The organism is Nostoc sp. ChiQUE01b, assembly GCF_034531255.1.
Taxonomy (GTDB): domain Bacteria; phylum Cyanobacteriota; class Cyanobacteriia; order Cyanobacteriales; family Nostocaceae; genus Nostoc.
Map to the genome: position 1 here is coordinate 90,008 of NZ_JAVRBM010000010.1, position 13,891 is coordinate 103,898.

Consider the following 13,891-nt stretch of genomic DNA (forward strand, 5'->3'; position numbering starts at 1 on the left):
TTAGCTATTAATTTGAAAAGTTATCATGATAAAACTCAACATAGATATTAACTGGATAATAGAAGTATTAAAAAACTATAATGAATTGGGTGAATTGATTATAGATATGGAAAGTAAAGTCATCCACCTATCTAGGGATAATGAAATTAATGATTTAGATTTTGAAGAATTAGAGTCTGGTAATCGGTATCTCCAAATACCAGATTTATGTGATGGTAGCAATGACATGGAACTTTTCATCGAAAATATTGAAGATCCTACACTACATTTACAGGTGGAAAATGCATTTCATGGAGGAGGAAGAGGACATTTTAAACGAGTCAAATATATTGTTGGTGATACTTGGACAGAATTTGAAAATGAACAAATAAAAAAGCGGTTAATAGATTGGTTAGAATCAGTAGGTATTGAGATAATCAATGATGATGCCTTAGATAAAATAATAATTCCTAGCAGCATTTCAAATAACAGTCAAATTCAAGAAGAAATTCCAGAACCTAATAATACTGACACTTTAGATAATATTATTGATAATTTTGATCCAGAAAATATTCAGGATGCTAGAAAAAAAATCGCTACATCAATTACTCGTCGCCAAGGTCAGCCTAAATTTCGTCAGCAGTTGCTTGTAACTCATAACGGGAAATGTGCCATTTCTGGGAGTGATGTAGAACAAGCCCTGGAAGCAGCACATATTATTCCTTATCTTGGTTCAGAGACTAATCACCCTTCCAATGGTTTGCTTCTTCGGGCAGATTTACACACTCTATTTGATCTGAATTTGATTGCAATTGACCCAGAAGAAATGACGGTACTAATTGCTCCAAGTCTACGCGGTAAATATTGTGAGGAATTTATAGGTAAAAAAATTTATATTCCTGAGAATCCAATGTATGCACCGAGTAAAAAGGCATTGAGAAAGCGGTATGAGCAATGTGAGTGGCTCAAACAAGTAATTACTCTACCATCTGAATGTGTTGCTGTAGCATGGCGATTTACAGGTGATTATGAAGGAGAATATTGTATAGTTATATTTTCGTATGTTCGGCTTCTTGGCTACGAGTCTCTTTATTGGTGGACTAATAAATTTGTCGGCAACCAATCTACAGACTTTGAAAAAGTGAAAAAACAATCGATTGAAATAGCCGAAACTAATAAACTTCCTTTACTGTGGGGTGTAGGTCACTTGGTTCGAGCTGGAGAAGGGGTTTGTGCATCTGCTAGTCATCAGCCTATGTCACCTAAAAATGGTTTTGATTCCCGTATATGTAATTTTTATCCAGTAGATGAGCAAGGTAATCAACTTGAATTAAAGTCAGCCACAACATTAAAAGATGAACTGGGTTTAACCTCACAACAAATCAGGCAGTTGGGAGAGCCAGATGGGATCAGAAAAAATCCATATTACAAGAATGGACATCCAATGAAATTGTATTCGGTAGATAGAGTTAAAAACCTATTTTCCATTTCATGAGAGGTTTACTCTACATTACTACTCAATATCAATATCAATCCAACGCATTCCAGCGCTTACAGGGTCAAACCCTTGAGGAAATTTAGTGAATCTGTTGTAACAAGCATCTTGAAATTTGGTATCGAAAATTATTGCTTCTTTAAGACTTGCAGAACTTAAATCTGCTCCTCTTAGGTCTGCACCAGATAATTTTGTCTGTAATAGTTCTGCACTATTTAAGGATGCTCCCTTTAATGTTGCTCCTTGTAGGTTAGCTTTCTCCAAATGTGCTTCAGTTAAGTCTACCCCTGTTAAATCTGCCTCACTTAAATCGACTTCAAATAGCAATGCTCCGACTAGGTTTGCCCCTTGAAGTGAAACTTTAGGAGCAATTAAATACATTCCAGCACTAACTGGGTCAAAATCTTCAGGGAAACGAGTTTTTTCGTTATAAAAAGCGCTTTGAAAAACTGCATCTTGAAGTTCGGCGCTACTCAGGTCAGCTTCAAATAAACGTGCTGTTTTCAGGTTAGCTTTTCTCAGGTTAACTCCTTGCAGGTTTACCTTCTCTAGGTTTGTCGTCTCTAAGTTAGCGCCTTGCATATCTGCTGCAAGCAAGTCTGCCATACTTAAGTTTCTAATACCTCCTAAATCTGCTTGTCTCAGATTTACCTCTTGTAGATTTACTCTACGTACTTCTGTCCCGATCAATTTTGCCCCTTGCAAGTTTGCTTTTCGCAGATAAGCCCCTTCTAAATTTGCTTCTGATAAGTCGGCTTTTTTTAGGTTAGCTCTCTCCAGCTTTGCTCCTCTCAGGTCTACTTCCTCTAAAAATGATAATTGTAGATTTGCTCCTCTCAGATTCACCTCTGACAAATTTACGGCTATGAGATCCGCTTGTTTTAAGTTTATATTTTGAAAATCTCTTTTTCCTTCTGCATAGAGTCTCAGTAACTTATCTACATTCGTCTCTGGAGTAAACCCTTGTCCCATACGTGTATCTTTAAGTCTTTTGTAATGGTATTAAATATATTTAACCATTTACAAAGCGATAAACTTCTAAAGGTGGTTTTCTCCGGCGTTGGGGATTGTAAACAACATAATACAAAACCTCTATATCCTCTTAGTCTCTCGATTTTGACAACTCATTTAGGATTGCTATAGTTAGAAAAACCTTTAGCTTAACAGAGTAAAAAAGATAAGATCGGCAAAAATGTTAATTGCTGAGTTGGGATGTGCAATCAGACACCAGGGGTCTTTCTAGAAAATTGCTGCAACTGTGATTTTGGGAATGTTTTGTGCTATGGCATTCACGGCATCCATGCCATAACTCATAAAGAAATCTACCGTATCCCCATCAACAATTAACTCCCACTGAGCGGCTAAAGACCACTCATTTTGATAGTTACATTTTAAACTGTAGTCTTTGACCAGTGACATAGGCGTAGACTGTCGTAGACATCGTTTAGTAAAATCCACCATGTTCTGCTTGTACTATCTAGTTTGTACTAAAGTTAGCTTTATTCAACCGAGAATTGCTAGTTGACGGTTGGTTGCTGTTAGTACAAGCAGCAATAACGCTGCTATTAATTCAGATAGAAACGTATTGAATAAAACTATGGCGACTAAGGCGATGAATTGTTGTTGATGAGGATGATAACGGATTCATAAAATAGTATAATACTCTCTCCTATCTGCGATTGTAGCTGAATCTAAATGTACATTCTAGAATCAGCTTTTGATTCACTAGCGAATACGGCTGAATTTCTAAAGCACGTTGAAAAGCTTGGATAGCTTGACCATACTCTCCTATTGCTGCATAACATAAGCCCATACCATGAAGCGCCCCAAAATGTATTGGATTTATCTGTACAACCATCTGACAATCTGCCAGAGAGTTTTGATAATCACCAATACTGTAATAGAGGAAAGCTCGACGATTCCAAGCTTCGGCAAAATCTGGCTGGTCTTTAATTAATGCCGTCAGCGCTGTTTCAGCTTCAGCAATTTCACCTGCATCCAGTAACTTTTGACTGCGGTCAATTATTTCCAGCCCATAGATTCCCTTTTGCTGAAACCAGATCCGCCAGATTTTTCTGGTTGCCTTGTCGCGCACTGTGGCATCCGGGTTTTTCAACTCTTCAAGTAAGGAATTGATAAATAAAGAATCCATGAATTTGAGATCAGTGAATATACCTTTGTATTAACTTTCTCACAAAAGATATCGATTAAATCATTTTTAAAGTCATCTTTAAATTAGCCGTGATTAATCGCTAATTATGAAATTTCTGTGTAATTTATTGTGTTCAACAATATCTTTATTAGAACCTAAATTTATCTGCTTACTAGCTGCACCGGAAGGTTTAGAGAGTCTTGTAATGTACATTACATTATGATGTGGCATTGTATGTATCTGTCATTGATGACCATTTGGATGAACATGGCTAATTAAGTATTTGGTTGTAAGAACAGGCACGGCGGGTTACGTCTAAGCTTATATAGCAGAAAATAAGCTGATTACCCATAAGCAAATGACGATCAAATCCAGTTATTAACCTAACACTGCACAAATCGTGAGTTAACAAATTCTACTTGATCAAATTTGGAAATATTCTTAAATAAATGCATACTAAATACATCACATTGATACAGTAACTTTATATAAAATAGTGATTAATTTTCTCAGCTATTCTATAATGTTGGATACTTTAGTTCCCCGATGAGAACGATAAATATTACATAGTAGGTGCTAATGATCCAACCGACTATCGGACAATTAGAAACAAAAATATCACAGCGGATTATAAATTTATATAATGAGCGACTAGGAAAGTCTCCTAGCCAAATCATTTGTCATTTTTTTGATACTGAAATCGTAATCTCTATAGAAAACTCTGTTACCCAAGCTGAACAAACTTTACTGAAAGGAGGTTATGCTACTTTAGCTGAACAAGTACGATTATATTTAGAGAAAATAATTAAACCAGATTTAAAAAATTTGATTGAGGAAATTATTGGCCAACCTGTCCTCTACCTGATGACAAACACAAATTTAACAACAGGTCGTACTGGAATTGTTATAATTCTCAAGGAACTACCTGAAGTTCGTAATCCCGAATATATTCCCAAAGTAAATGTTAGGAATTTAGCTGACTGATGTGGCGATTGATTACCACTTCTAATTGATTAAAATCATAGGGTTTAGTAATGCAATCATCAAATGCTGTGAGCATCGTGGAGTCATCATCTTGTACCGTTATTAGAGATGTGACTGCGATGACTGGAATGGTAGCAGTTTTTGAGTCATGTTTGAGATCGTCAATGACTTGATTCGCACTCGAATTAGATAGCTTCAAATCTAGCAGGATTAAATCTGGTTGATGAGTTTGTGCCAACATCACAGCCCTCACCCCTTGTTTAGTACAAATACATGAAAAATTTAATATTCCTAGATGAGAATTAAGTAGCTCTAAATCATGTAAACTCTGTTCTACAACCAAAATTAAAGGCTGTTCATTCATAAGCAGTTAGTCCTATCCAAGAAAAGCTGGGTATAAAAACTTTATCCATCAGGAAAACCTGAAAGTCTTTGTTTATAGTATGTATTTAATTCAATGTACGAACGACCAACTCAGGTATAAAATGAATAAGTTAGTGTATAGTTCATTCGGTTATCCATTGGCGCTAAATTTTAGTAAATAACATCGCAAAGCAGTCATAACATCAAGCAAATATTAGCATAAGTGATGTATGTAATTGCCAGGATTGACTATAAAAATCGGTATTTTATGGTAAGTAGGGGATATTTAAAGTACTTGAAGTTGCAGATTTACCAGCCTTAGCCAGGATTGCCAAAATTGCGTAGGCATCGCCTTTGTTACATTACTATAAATTAATTAAGTATATTTAACCATTAATTAACAGACGTGCATAAGCGATCGCCTCTGTTGGTGTTGAAACTTTCCCCTCAGCTTGTGCTATGGCAATTTCTGTCAACAGTTGACCGATGATTGGCGAAGCTGGAATATCTAATGCTATAATCAACTCCTTCCCGCTTACTAGTGGAGTGGGATGAGCGATCGCATCATCAGGGTTGAGGTAGCGGTCGATCAAAGGTGCTAAGACTTGGTAGCTCATTGCTTCAGTTTCCACTGCTGTGTTTAGTGGCTTGTCACTAGATATTGCCTCTACCAAATTATTAATTGCTACAGCTAGCACTGCCGTAGCGGGGAACACAATATCTGCGTCATGAAACAAAAAGTATTGTTCTCGCAAGGACATCTCAACTACTTGAAACTGCGGTAACAGTTTCAGAGCAGTAGTTACACCTCGGATTTCGGCACGACTATAAGTTAGTTCCTGTAGCTCTATTTCTGCTAATTCTGAATTTGGGTTGACAAGACAAGCAAGTTTGGCAATACCTAGCCAAGTAGTTTTAATACTATTGCGGACATATTCTTGCAGTTGTATCCCTAGTTGTTGCCACTTTTGTGTGAGCAAGGCGGCGGCTGTGTCAACTGCTGCTAGTTTGAGTAAGCTTTCACGGGTGGCATTTTTGAAAAAAGGGGCAAGTAAACCATCTTCCCAAGCCATTGTTATCCAAGGAGTACCCTGAGAATTTGCCAGTAGATAGCCAATTTCTACCCTAACTCTTTCGGCTGCAACTTTGCTGATATGTGATGCCAAAGAACGAATTGCGGCTTGGGTAGCTGGTTCAATAGTAAAACCTAGTTGGGCGGCTTGGCGATAACCTCGCATTAACCGCAAAGGGTCATCTTCTAGGTTCGCGGATGATACCATTCGCAAAATGCCTTGTTGTAAGTCTACATAACCTTGCAGAGGATCGATAATTTCTTGCGTATGGGGATTATAGGCGATCGCATTTACTGTAAAGTCCCGTCTGTGCAAATCAACTTCTAAACTATTTCCTTCCTGTTGGGCAAAGTCAGCTGTAGCGTGGGGAAAAACCACACGCGCAATTTGTCGTTCGGCATCGAGTAACACAAAACCAGCTTTGTAATGATGAGCGATCGCTCTCGCTACCTTTACCGCTTTGGATGGTATAACAAAATCTAGATCCAGATATTCGCGAGTTCTGCCAAGAATCGCATCTCGGACAGCGCCACCTACCATGTAAGCTGGTTCTGGCAAGAATTCCAAGCTGAAAGGCCAATTTTCGGGAGCTAGGGTAGAAGGAATTGATTCGTCCATTGTAATAAAAATCAACCCAGCAACTCATGAATAACAGTTGGGCTTAAGTTAGATTAACAATAAAGGCCCCTGGAGTTGGTTCTATTATGTGTATTTGCGTGAACTGCCACTATGTAGACCGATGTGTTACCTATCATGCCGTAGAAGGGCAGCATCAACAGCCTCACTTGACCGAAACACCAAATTTCGATCCGAATGAACCTTCTATCAATGTCAACATTCGGACTAAAGATGATGTGATTGAAATGGAATGGGATGTTGTTGGCTGTCTGAGCTTCAAGCGGGAAACAGGTAAGTGGTCGAAATTGCGTCCTGGTGAATTAGTGCCCACTTGATAGAAAATGATTGGTGTATCTTACAGTTATTTTTAGGTAAATAGACCACGTGGTAGGTGTACAGCAATGCTCATTGGTGTCAACTTAAGAAGTTGAAGAAGAATTCAGAAGTCAGAATTCAGGAGCGGAGCCGGAGACGCTCCGCCTCCGGTCAGAATCAAGACGCTCGCGGACTCGCTAACGCTTCGCTATCAGTCAGGGATTCAGACCCGCGACTTTCTTGTGACCACCAAATCGTAGATTTGGAGGGGGTTTTAAACCCGTTTATTTATCCACCCAACGGGAAAGGCAGTCGCACAAAATTCAATTTCTTTTTCTGGCGACTGACTCCTGAATTCTGTTTGATAAAGCCCAAAGAAAGTTGAGTGTAAGCGTCAATGTCTTGATGACGCTTACGCCTGGTTTGCTTTCCAGGTTGCCAAATCAGCTAAAGAGCGATCGCGGTAACGTCCATAACGCTCTGGTTTACTTTTGATTTTCACTCCTAAATCGGGAAAAATCCCAAAGTTGGGTGGCATTGGTTGGAAATGCTTGGGCGAAGCAGAACTAATAAATTCTAATAACGCACCGATCATTGTTGTTGGTGGTAAAACCAAAGCTTCTTTACCCAAAGCTAATCGCGCTGCATTAATTCCCGCCAAGCAACCACCCGCAGCCGCAGCAGTGTAACCTTCAGTACCAATCAATTGTCCAGCAGCTAATAATGTCGGACGCTCTTTAAATTGCAAGGTAGGATGCATTAACTGGGGAGCATTAATAAAAGTATTGCGGTGCATCACTCCCAACCTGACAAACTCTGCCTTTTCCAAACTGGGAATTAATTGAAAGATTCGCTTTTGCTCCCCCCAACGCAGATTAGTTTGAAATCCTACCATGTTCCACAGTTGACCAGCTTTATCTTCTTGTCGTAACTGCACCACAGCATAAGGGCGTTCCCCTGTGCGAGTATCTGACAATCCCACTGGCTTTAGGGGGCCGTAGCGCATGGTATCTTCTCCCCGCTGTGCTAGTTCTTCTATGGGTAAACAGGCTTCAAAAAATTTCGCAGTTTCCCGTTCAAAACCCTTGAGTTCTGTTTGTTCAGCTTTACAGAGTTCTTCTCGAAAGTGCAAGTACTGCTCTTTATTCATTGGGCAGTTAAGATAAGCAGCTTCACCTTTGTCATAACGTGATGCCATAAAAGCAATGTCACGATTAATCGATTCTCCCACGATAATCGGACTAGCTGCATCAAAAAAGCTGAGGTATTCCATCCCCGTAAAGCGGCGTAAATCTTCTGCCAAATCGGGACTGGTTAAAGGCCCGGTTGCCAAAACCACAATCCCTTCAGGAATTGCAGACACTTCACCCCGACGGAATTCAACTAAAGGATGACTCGCTAAAGTTTCAGTTAAATCTTGGCCAAATTGTCCCCTGTCTACGGCTAATGCCCCACCAGCAGGGACGGCGTGTTCATCAGCTTTTGAGATGACAATTGAACCGAGTTGGCGTAATTCTTCATGCAATAATCCTGCCGCGCGATCGCTTGCCATTGCCCCAAAGGAATTACTACACACTAATTCTGCTAAATGTTCTGTATGATGAGCAGGACTAAATCGCTTTGGACGCATTTCATACAGAATTACTGGCACTCCAGCTTGCGCTATTTGCCAAGCTGCTTCTGTTCCAGCTAGTCCACCTCCAATTACTTGTATCGGTTGTATTTCCATAGTTAAATTTTTAATTTCCATATTATAAGTATCCATCAGCATTACAGAAGTAAAATTAAATAAAAAATCATATTATACCACAACAAGTGCAAATAAAGTATTGGGCCAATTGTAACGTTGAGACTATACTCTCAAGGTTTTTTACAATCGATTTTGCCGTCACATGAAAAGCCCTCGGCAGCGGTGGGCTGAACATTTTCCAACTGGCACACTACCAGGAAGTGCGATCGCGTCCTCAGCCCTTGCCTAATTGCATTAATCAAAAAAGTAGCAAAATTAGTTATCAAACTAGGATATTTTGTATAAACCCTTGATTTCTCATTTTTTTAAGTGATACATTAAGTATGTATTCAATGATTAGTTAACAATGGGTTAATTAAAACGTGATTTATGACTAAAAACAAAATTAAAAATAATGTCGAGTTCAATCAAACTCCAGTTATGTTTATTGAGGAAGTAACGGATGATGAGGTATTGAAAAGTGTATGGGGTGGCGCAACGCCTCCTATTTCACGACTAAGCCCTGAGATTATTGCTGCTCTAGTAAAGCGCGGTATTAAAGTGATTTACGATCCTAACAACCCAAATACATTAACCGAAGAGGCGTTGTCTGCTTTAAAAGAAGTTTTGGGTGATCAGACGTAGTAGATATAAACGATTTCCATTAACTGTAGCGATATGCAATATTAGGACGTGTTTTCAAACACGCTGTATTTTAAAAATAGACTGATCTCAGTAATCCTGGAATTATTATAATGGCTTATCAAAGTTATTTGATATTGTAATCAAATCTTTGGCACTATGAAATAACAGCATTTTTCACTAGTCCATGCTTGGGAGCGTGTTCAACTTTGGCAACAGACTAATCAACCCAACAAATGAACAAACACAAGCTTGTCTGAAAGAAAAGCGATCGCTATCCCCAAAAAAAACTTAACATTAACCTTAGAAGTGTTAATTTTCCATCACATAAACTCATGGGTTACTACATCGCTCCCCGCTTTTTGGACAAACTTGCTGTCCACATCACCAAAAATTTCCTAAAGCTTCCTGGCGTGCGAGTTCCCGTGATCTTGGGTATTCATGGACGCAAAGGAGAAGGTAAAACATTTCAATGTCAATTAGTTTTCGAGAAAATGGGTATCGAAGTAACTCACGTATCTGGTGGCGAATTGGAAAGTCCAGATGCTGGAGATCCAGCGCGGTTGATTCGGTTGCGCTATCGAGAAACAGCAGAACTGATCAAAGTACGCGGCAAAATGTGTGTACTGATGATTAACGATTTAGATGCCGGTGCTGGACGCTTTGATGAAGGGACTCAATATACTGTAAACACGCAGTTGGTGAATGCCACACTGATGAATATTGCTGATAATCCCACAGATGTGCAATTGCCGGGAAGCTATGATTCCACACCTTTACATCGTGTGCCGATTATTGTCACAGGTAATGATTTTTCCACCCTCTATGCACCGTTAATTCGAGATGGACGGATGGAGAAATTCTACTGGGAACCAGATAAAGATGACAAAGTAGGAATTGTCAAGGGGATTTTTGAACAGGATGGACTATCACAAAAGGAAGTTGAACAGCTAGTTGATACTTTTGTCAATCAGTCCATTGACTTTTTTAGCGCTTTGCGATCGCGCATTTATGATGAACAAATCCGCAACTACATCCATAAAGTAGGTTTTGAGCAGATAGCTTTGAATGTGGTTAACAGTGTTGAAGGCCCACCAGAGTTTAAAAAGCCAGATTTCCGGCTGTCTCACTTAATCGAGTCTGGTAACTTCCTGGTTGGCGAACAAAAACGGGTGGAAAGTTCCCATTTGGTTGATGATTACAATCGACTAAATCGAGGTAGAAATTCTCAATCAGTACCACCTGCTGTTGTAACACCAATTAGTCAGCCGTCAAATGGCGCAAACCAAGAAGTAAAAACTAATCAATTCCAGAAACAGCAAGCATCAAGTGCACATTTAACTTTAGAGACACAAGAACAGATTCGGCAATTATTGTCTCAAGGTTACAAAATTAATATTGAACACGTAGATGAGCGCCGTTTTCGCACAGGTTCTTGGCAAAGTTGTGTTCATAGCCACATTGATGCCGAGTCTGATGCCATCTCAAATTTGGAGGCAACTTTGACAGAATATAGCGGTGAGTATGTGCGCTTAGTAGGTATCGATCCTAAAGCCAAGCGGCGGGTGGTGGAGACAATAATTCAGCGTCCAAATGGAAACAATTAGGGGCAGATACAGCAGAATCCGGGAGTTAGGAATCGAAAGTTAAATCGACGGTTATAAACTGTGTCTACACAGACAAAACCCGCGCGTGCGGGTTTAAAAAAGCTTTAGATGTCTTACCCGTACAACCATGACAACACATTTACAGCGGTTTTCAGTTGAGTAGACTACAGATAAGGGTAAAATAGAGACGCAATAAAAATACTTGCTCGTAAATGCCTGCCCCTTACTCAACGGATCTACGCCAACGTGTGGTTGATGCTCATCAAGCAAAACTTGGGTCCCAAAGACAACTAGCTGACCGCTTTCAAGTGAGCTTATCGTTTGTTCAACGACTTATACGTAGTTATAAAAAGACAGGAAAAGTAAATGCCTTGGCTCACGCAGGTGGAGCGTTAGCGTAGCTCGCCGAAGGCATCGCTAAAATAAAAATTGAAAACTTACCTGCTGTGCAGCAGTTAGTAGATGAACAGCCGGATGCCATACTCTCGGAATTATGTGAGCGTTTAGCCGAACGCAGTGGCATCAGTGTAAGCATATCAACTATGCACCGTGCAGTTCAACGGTTAGAATTGACCAATAAAAAAAACTTTGTATGCCAGTGAGCAAGACAGCCCACGAATCAAACAGATGCGTTTTGATTATCGGGATTGGGTTTTGAGCGTTGACCCTCACAATTTAATATTAGACCTCTTGCAAAAGTCCCCTAACACCCCACCCCCAACCCCTAAGAGTTTGCTCTTAGGGCAGAATTTGACGTAAGTCAAAGGCGGGGTGGGGTTCTTTTTTTGATTTATGCAAGAAGTCTATTGATTCATAGTTCTCAGATGCGTGGAAGCGTTGGGCAATCACGCGATGGCTATGAACACTGACTTGACTGGAAAAAGCACAGTGAAAGTCAGGCTCAAACGTCGTGTTACCTGCGGGTACTAGCAAGCCAAGACGGATTTGCCTACTAGAGTCAGATTTCGAGTACATAAGAATACCTCTTTTTGACAAGCCTGATTATGTCTAGATATTTATTTAGTTACACTAATAATTAGGTATGCATATTTTCATAAAGACTGTATAATATTTAAAATACGCTAAGTCGACCGACAAAGTGTAATATATCATCTAACTGACGTAGAAACCTGCCAGTCAATTATTTAACTGCACTAATTAACACATCTCGCTTCTGTCTTATTGCAATAGTAAGAGTTGTGCAATCTCAAATAGTCTGCATATCACGATAATTACAAGGAAAAGATTTCATGAGCAACATACAACTGTACTTCGCCAAAGCCTCTACCTTCTCTCAACGGACTCGTGTAGTCTTACTGGAAAAAGGCATTGACTTCACCCCGATAGAAATTGATTTACAAAATAAACCAGATGGGTACACGCAGATTTCTTACTATGGCAAAGTTCCAGCTATCAAGCATGGAGATGTTGAAATTTACGAGTCCGCTATCATCAATGAATATCTAGATGAGGTTTTTCCCGAACCAGCTTTATTACCCCGCGATCTGGCAGCTAAAGCGATCGCTCGGATTTGGATAGACTACGCCAATACTCGCCTTGTCCCAGCTTTTAACAAATTTCTGCGTGGTAAAGATAGCACCGAACAGGAACAAGGACGAAAAGAGTTCACAGAAGCACTTCTATATATTGAACAAGAAGGATTAGGCAAAGGTGATTACTTGTTAGGAGATCAGTTTAGCCTAGTTGATATCAGCTTCTATCCTTGGTTTGAACGTTTACCACTCTTAGAACACTTCCGCAAATTCACACTACCAGCAGAAACACCTCGTTTGCAGACATGGTGGAACAGCTTAAGCGATCGCTCCTCAATTCAAGCAGTTGCAAATCCTGCGGACTTCTATTTGGAAAGATTCGCCAAAATTCTCGGTGAACCTGTTCCCGTTGGTGCATCTCAAAAATAGGACACATGACCAACAATTAACCAAAATTCAAAATGGTATAACCTATGAGCATAAATAACCAAGTTATAGACAGACCGATTTCCCTGGATCTGCCATCTGTAGAGGCTAACCTCACTTACCTGATTCCAACAGCAGAAAAACCTGTTAACTATACTTATGAACCGCCAGCCGGGATTCTCCGCACGAATGCAACTTATCAGACGCACAAACTGCCAATTTACAATGCTCGTTCTATCTCAGAGAACATCTCGTTAGATCGAGAAGGATTCGCCTTTACTGGACATAATACTAATGTCCGCAACTTTTACGATGAAGACGAAGTACGCCGTGTCTACTATCCAGAAGCCGAGCAATTGTTAAAAGAAGTGACAGGTGCAACGAAGGTAGTGATATTTGATCACACCCTGCGTAATGCCAGTCAGTCAAAGCCAGGGGAGAATAATATTAAGGAACCTGCCAAGCGCGTACATAACGACTTCACCGCCAAATCAGGCTACACTCGCGCCCATTTGGAACTAGCAGCGCAGGGGATAGATGATATTGATGCGCTACTAAAACAACGATTTGCCATCATCAATGTTTGGCGAGCGATCGCCCAACCAATCCAAGAGTCACCATTAGCCCTATGTGACGCACAAAGCATTGCAATAACAGACCTTGTGGCTGGTGATTTAGTGTACCGCGATCGCATCGGTGAGACATACGGAGTCACGTATAACCCCCAACATAAATGGTTCTACTTCCCACAAATGCACAGAGACGAGGCACTATTTATCAAATGTTTCGACTCCGCAGAAGACGGACACGCACGTTTTGCAGCCCATACAGCTTTTGAAGATCCTACCAGCCCAGCCAACGCTCCCCCACGAGAAAGCATCGAACTACGAACATTGGTCTTTTACCCCGCATAAATAGCAAAAACTTGTCTCAAACTCCTACTCTCTGCGCCCTTACGACAGGTGTGGTCTATTTACTTTTGGTTTGCTAATCTAGCGATCGCCCACATAAACTC

At 40.1% G+C, this 13,891-nt stretch carries 16 protein-coding genes; 9 read left to right on the forward strand and 7 right to left on the reverse strand.

The genetic code is table 11. The features are described from left to right. The first annotated feature begins 25 nt into the window (after positions 1-25). A complete protein-coding gene (locus RMY63_RS09485) occupies positions 26-1,474 on the forward strand; it encodes a UPF0158 family protein (RefSeq protein WP_322728472.1) in 1,449 nt (482 codons plus the stop codon). Between the two features lie 18 nt (positions 1,475-1,492). On the opposite strand, the gene RMY63_RS09490 is transcribed toward RMY63_RS09485, so the two are convergent. From RMY63_RS09490 to RMY63_RS09500, 3 genes are all read right to left on the reverse strand, one after another. Beyond that, complete coding sequence (locus RMY63_RS09490) at positions 1,493-2,446, reverse strand: pentapeptide repeat-containing protein (RefSeq protein WP_322728473.1); 954 nt, start codon at positions 2,444-2,446, stop codon at positions 1,493-1,495. Between the two features lie 267 nt (positions 2,447-2,713). Then, positions 2,714-2,893: a hypothetical protein gene (locus tag RMY63_RS09495; RefSeq protein WP_322728474.1), complete on the reverse strand. Its 180-nt coding sequence runs from the start codon at positions 2,891-2,893 to the stop codon at positions 2,714-2,716. A 250-nt stretch (positions 2,894-3,143) separates the two neighbouring features. Next, positions 3,144-3,626: a tetratricopeptide repeat protein gene (locus RMY63_RS09500; protein ID WP_322728475.1), complete on the reverse strand. Its 483-nt coding sequence runs from the start codon at positions 3,624-3,626 to the stop codon at positions 3,144-3,146. Between the two features lie 579 nt (positions 3,627-4,205). Here RMY63_RS09500 and RMY63_RS09505 point away from each other — a divergent pair. Further along, positions 4,206-4,610: a DUF2294 domain-containing protein gene (locus RMY63_RS09505; RefSeq protein ID WP_322728476.1), complete on the forward strand. Its 405-nt coding sequence runs from the start codon at positions 4,206-4,208 to the stop codon at positions 4,608-4,610. On the opposite strand, the gene RMY63_RS09510 is transcribed toward RMY63_RS09505, so the two are convergent. Next, entirely contained in the window at positions 4,591-4,974 is a 384-nt protein-coding gene (locus RMY63_RS09510) for a response regulator (RefSeq protein WP_322728477.1), read from the reverse strand. The two genes, RMY63_RS09505 and RMY63_RS09510, sit on opposite strands and share 20 nt — an antisense overlap. A 385-nt stretch (positions 4,975-5,359) precedes the next feature. Beyond that, positions 5,360-6,664: a CCA tRNA nucleotidyltransferase gene (locus tag RMY63_RS09515; RefSeq protein ID WP_322728478.1), complete on the reverse strand. Its 1,305-nt coding sequence runs from the start codon at positions 6,662-6,664 to the stop codon at positions 5,360-5,362. Positions 6,665-6,750: 86 nt separating this feature from the next. Between RMY63_RS09515 and RMY63_RS09520 the strand changes: the two genes are divergently transcribed. Continuing rightward, on the forward strand, positions 6,751-6,999 hold the full coding sequence (locus RMY63_RS09520) for a Ycf34 family protein (protein ID WP_100899275.1): 249 nt from the start codon (positions 6,751-6,753) through the stop codon (positions 6,997-6,999). A gap of 392 nt (positions 7,000-7,391) precedes the next feature. On the opposite strand, the gene trmFO is transcribed toward RMY63_RS09520, so the two are convergent. Then, positions 7,392-8,708, reverse strand: a complete 1,317-nt coding sequence (trmFO, locus tag RMY63_RS09525) for an FADH(2)-oxidizing methylenetetrahydrofolate--tRNA-(uracil(54)-C(5))-methyltransferase TrmFO (RefSeq protein WP_322728538.1) — start codon at positions 8,706-8,708, stop codon at positions 7,392-7,394. 390 nt (positions 8,709-9,098) lie between these two features. Here trmFO and RMY63_RS09530 point away from each other — a divergent pair, with 390 nt between their 5' ends. The 4 genes from RMY63_RS09530 (at position 9,099) to RMY63_RS09545 (ending at position 11,559) form a co-directional block, all read left to right on the forward strand. Continuing rightward, positions 9,099-9,353: a hypothetical protein gene (locus RMY63_RS09530; protein WP_322728479.1), complete on the forward strand. Its 255-nt coding sequence runs from the start codon at positions 9,099-9,101 to the stop codon at positions 9,351-9,353. 332 nt (positions 9,354-9,685) lie between these two features. Further along, a complete protein-coding gene (locus RMY63_RS09535; protein ID WP_322728480.1) occupies positions 9,686-10,957 on the forward strand; it encodes a ribulose bisphosphate carboxylase small subunit in 1,272 nt (423 codons plus the stop codon). Between the two features lie 212 nt (positions 10,958-11,169). Further along, a complete protein-coding gene (locus RMY63_RS09540; protein WP_322728481.1) occupies positions 11,170-11,358 on the forward strand; it encodes a helix-turn-helix domain-containing protein in 189 nt (62 codons plus the stop codon). A gap of 45 nt (positions 11,359-11,403) precedes the next feature. Next, entirely contained in the window at positions 11,404-11,559 is a 156-nt protein-coding gene (locus tag RMY63_RS09545) for a hypothetical protein (protein ID WP_322728482.1), read from the forward strand. 136 nt (positions 11,560-11,695) lie between these two features. Here the strand turns inward: RMY63_RS09545 and RMY63_RS09550 are convergent, their stop codons facing one another. Continuing rightward, entirely contained in the window at positions 11,696-11,932 is a 237-nt protein-coding gene (locus tag RMY63_RS09550) for a hypothetical protein (RefSeq protein WP_322728483.1), read from the reverse strand. Positions 11,933-12,207: 275 nt separating this feature from the next. Here RMY63_RS09550 and RMY63_RS09555 point away from each other — a divergent pair, with 275 nt between their 5' ends. Together RMY63_RS09555 and RMY63_RS09560 are read left to right on the forward strand one after the other, a co-directional pair. Beyond that, positions 12,208-12,879, forward strand: a complete 672-nt coding sequence (locus RMY63_RS09555) for a glutathione S-transferase family protein (RefSeq protein ID WP_322728484.1) — start codon at positions 12,208-12,210, stop codon at positions 12,877-12,879. A 44-nt stretch (positions 12,880-12,923) separates the two neighbouring features. Continuing rightward, complete coding sequence (locus RMY63_RS09560; RefSeq protein WP_322728485.1) at positions 12,924-13,790, forward strand: CmcJ/NvfI family oxidoreductase; 867 nt, start codon at positions 12,924-12,926, stop codon at positions 13,788-13,790. Positions 13,791-13,891 lie beyond the last annotated feature (101 nt).

Excerpts from the sequence above, each read along its gene's own strand:
- RMY63_RS09555 (WP_322728484.1), top strand. The coding sequence starts at position 12,208 with ATGAGCAACATACAACTGTACTTCGCCAAAGCCTCTACCTTCTCTCAA.
- RMY63_RS09520 (WP_100899275.1), top strand. The coding sequence starts at position 6,751 with ATGTGTATTTGCGTGAACTGCCACTATGTAGACCGATGTGTTACCTAT.
- RMY63_RS09510 (WP_322728477.1), bottom strand. The coding sequence starts at position 4,974 with ATGAATGAACAGCCTTTAATTTTGGTTGTAGAACAGAGTTTACATGAT.
- RMY63_RS09560 (WP_322728485.1), top strand. The coding sequence starts at position 12,924 with ATGAGCATAAATAACCAAGTTATAGACAGACCGATTTCCCTGGATCTG.
- RMY63_RS09490 (WP_322728473.1), bottom strand. The coding sequence starts at position 2,446 with ATGGGACAAGGGTTTACTCCAGAGACGAATGTAGATAAGTTACTGAGA.
- RMY63_RS09515 (WP_322728478.1), bottom strand. The coding sequence starts at position 6,664 with ATGGACGAATCAATTCCTTCTACCCTAGCTCCCGAAAATTGGCCTTTC.
- RMY63_RS09535 (WP_322728480.1), top strand. The coding sequence starts at position 9,686 with ATGGGTTACTACATCGCTCCCCGCTTTTTGGACAAACTTGCTGTCCAC.
- RMY63_RS09530 (WP_322728479.1), top strand. The coding sequence starts at position 9,099 with ATGACTAAAAACAAAATTAAAAATAATGTCGAGTTCAATCAAACTCCA.
- RMY63_RS09495 (WP_322728474.1), bottom strand. The coding sequence starts at position 2,893 with ATGTCACTGGTCAAAGACTACAGTTTAAAATGTAACTATCAAAATGAG.
- RMY63_RS09500 (WP_322728475.1), bottom strand. The coding sequence starts at position 3,626 with ATGGATTCTTTATTTATCAATTCCTTACTTGAAGAGTTGAAAAACCCG.
- RMY63_RS09540 (WP_322728481.1), top strand. The coding sequence starts at position 11,170 with ATGCCTGCCCCTTACTCAACGGATCTACGCCAACGTGTGGTTGATGCT.
- trmFO (WP_322728538.1), bottom strand. The coding sequence starts at position 8,708 with ATGGAAATACAACCGATACAAGTAATTGGAGGTGGACTAGCTGGAACA.
- RMY63_RS09550 (WP_322728483.1), bottom strand. The coding sequence starts at position 11,932 with ATGTACTCGAAATCTGACTCTAGTAGGCAAATCCGTCTTGGCTTGCTA.
- RMY63_RS09505 (WP_322728476.1), top strand. The coding sequence starts at position 4,206 with ATGATCCAACCGACTATCGGACAATTAGAAACAAAAATATCACAGCGG.
- RMY63_RS09485 (WP_322728472.1), top strand. The coding sequence starts at position 26 with ATGATAAAACTCAACATAGATATTAACTGGATAATAGAAGTATTAAAA.